Raw genomic sequence first — 2,445 nt, 5'->3', positions numbered from 1 at the left:
TGTATATGGTAATCTAAAAATGAACCACAATCGCACTTGAAAATTGAACCACTTCAATAGAAAATAACCCTAGCGATATCGTTAGGGGGACTAACTGGAGTGATTACATTGAAAGAGAAACAGACAATTATTAAATTATATTTGGAGGGGGTCAGTGAAAGAGAGATTTCAAAAAGAACTAAAAAAGCAAGGAATACTGTACGTAAATATATTAAGCAATATGAAAAGGGCAGACATGAGGATGTGAATGACTTACCAATTACTGAGGAAGTCATGAAACAGCCGTCTTACAAAAAAAGAAAGGGGAAAAAGAAAGTATTAACGGAAGAAATCAAAGGCATATTACGTGGTTACATAAAAGCAAATGTATGGAAGAAAAATCATTATATGAAAAAGCAGCAAATGAAAATGATAGATATGCATGAGGAATTACTAGATGCTGGATTTATTATAAGTTATACAACTGTACGGAACTTTGTCAATAGTGAAACTGCTAAAACTAAAGAGGTATTCATTCGTAGACATTGTGAACCAGGTCATGAGGCGGAATTTGATTGGGGAGAATTGAAGCTGGAAATTGACGGTGCCTTCAAAACATACAACCTTGCGGTTTTTACATTACCCTATAGCAATTATAGGTTTGCCAAAATTTATGAATCACAATCAATGATATGTGTGCTGGATGTTCATGTTGAATTCATTAATCATGTGGGATTTATTCCGAAGGTGTTTACATATGACAACATGAGGACTGTTGTTAAAGCATTTATCGGTACTGAGAGAAAGATCACGGACAGCATGATTAATCTGTCAAATTATTACCAATTCGATATTCGACTGTGCCAACCTCGAAAAGGAAATGAGAAAGGCCATGTGGAAAGGAGTGTTGAATTCATTCGTAGAAAGGCATTTTCAACAATCCATTCTTTTAATAATTTAAAAGAGGCTGAAGTACACTTATTAACAACCTTAGAGAGAATAAATAATAGAAATCATTATGAACATAAGGCAAAGCATCACGAACTAATGAAAAATGAAGCAGTAATTTCAAGTCCAGCAATTACTCCTTTTGATGCATCGGATATGGTGGAGGTTCGTGTTGATAAATACAGCACAGTAGTGATTAATCAGAATCATTACTCTGTTCCGGAAGGAAACGTTGGAAAATACATAAAAGCAAAGGTAGGTGCAAAAAATATAAAGTTGTTTATTGATGGCCAGTTGGAGGCTATGCACATTAGGAATTGGGGTGTACATCAATGGGTTATGGACATTAATCACTTCCTAAAGACCTTTCAAAGAAAAAAAGGCGCCATTGCTCAAAGTGAATGTTTGAGGCAGGCACCAACACAAATTAAAAATATTTACTACCAGCATTATATAGGAAAAGAGAAAGAATTTCTAGAATTACTTCTTTATGTGAAAGAAAATGATAATCTTAACCAAGTCCTTGAGGCCATTAAAGACCTAGAAAACATTCGTCTAGATTATGTTTCAACAGAAAGGATTCTGTTTATCTGTGAACAATCACTTCCGACGGAAAGTGCCACTACTAGACGCGATGATACAATCAATCAATCGGAAAGTAATATGATAGCTTATACAAAAATGTTTGGTCAGCTAAAGGAGGTAGCCTCCTCATGAATACCAAAGAGCAAGTGGTTCAATTATGTAAAGAACTGCGATTACCAAGTATCCGAAAAATGGTTCAAGAAGAAACGGAATTCAAGCACCCTAAACAAGCATTTGATATATTGCATCAAGTGCTTGTACAGGAAAAGAGCGATCGTTTCGTACGTGCTAAACAAAATCGGATTCGCGCAGCAAATTTCCCTCAAAAGAAGCTATTAGATGAATTATTGATGGATGCGTTACCGGAACAAGCAAAATCAAAATTAAACCATTTAAAGACTTTGGATTTTATAAAAGAAGGACAAAACGTTATATTAACGGGATCACCTGGAACAGGGAAAACGCATATTTCAATTGGCCTAGGAATGGAGGCATGTCTAACTGGATACAGGGTGTTTTTCGCAACAGTTCCATCCTTAATTAATCAACTCAAGGAATGTCGATCAGAAAGAACTCTTCGTTCGTTTGAATTAAAATTTGAAAAGTATGATTTAGTCATCATCGATGAACTTGGATATATCTCATTTGATAAAGAAGGTGCAGAATTATTGTTTACACATCTTTCTCTTAGAGCGGGCAGGAAATCAACGATTATCACCAGTAATCTTCCTTTTATAAAGTGGAATGAGATTTTCCAAGACCAAGTTTTAACGGCAGCACTAACGGATCGACTGACCCATAAATCTCATGTTTTAAACATGAATGGACCGTCTTTTAGGATGAGAGAAACGGAAGAATGGCTCAAAAGTGAAACAGCATCAGTGGTTCAAAATTAAGTTGCGAAATGGTTCACTTTTCACTTGCGAAATACAA

General features: G+C 35.5%; 2 protein-coding genes. Both read left to right on the top strand.

Translation table 11 applies throughout. The features are described from left to right. Window positions 1-108: 108 nt before the first annotated feature. Window positions 109-1,644, top strand: a complete 1,536-nt coding sequence (istA, locus tag D4N35_RS17635; protein ID WP_430722764.1) for an IS21 family transposase — start codon at window positions 109-111, stop codon at window positions 1,642-1,644. Further along, window positions 1,641-2,408 carry an IS21-like element helper ATPase IstB gene (istB, locus tag D4N35_RS17630; protein ID WP_120076003.1) on the top strand — a complete coding sequence of 256 codons (768 nt, stop codon included), beginning with the start codon at window positions 1,641-1,643 and terminating at the stop codon, window positions 2,406-2,408. The genes istA and istB overlap by 4 nt, the downstream gene beginning before the upstream one ends. Window positions 2,409-2,445 lie beyond the last annotated feature (37 nt).

The organism is Siminovitchia fortis, from assembly GCF_003605365.2.
Classification (GTDB): Bacteria; Bacillota; Bacilli; order Bacillales; family Bacillaceae_C; genus Siminovitchia; species Siminovitchia fortis.
The sequence above is the reverse complement of the archived record's forward strand: the minus strand, read 5'-3'. Positions and strand labels throughout refer to the sequence as shown.

Coding starts and splice junctions, on each gene's coding strand:
- istB (WP_120076003.1), top strand. CDS start 1,641: ATGAATACCAAAGAGCAAGTGGTTCAATTATGTAAAGAACTGCGATTA.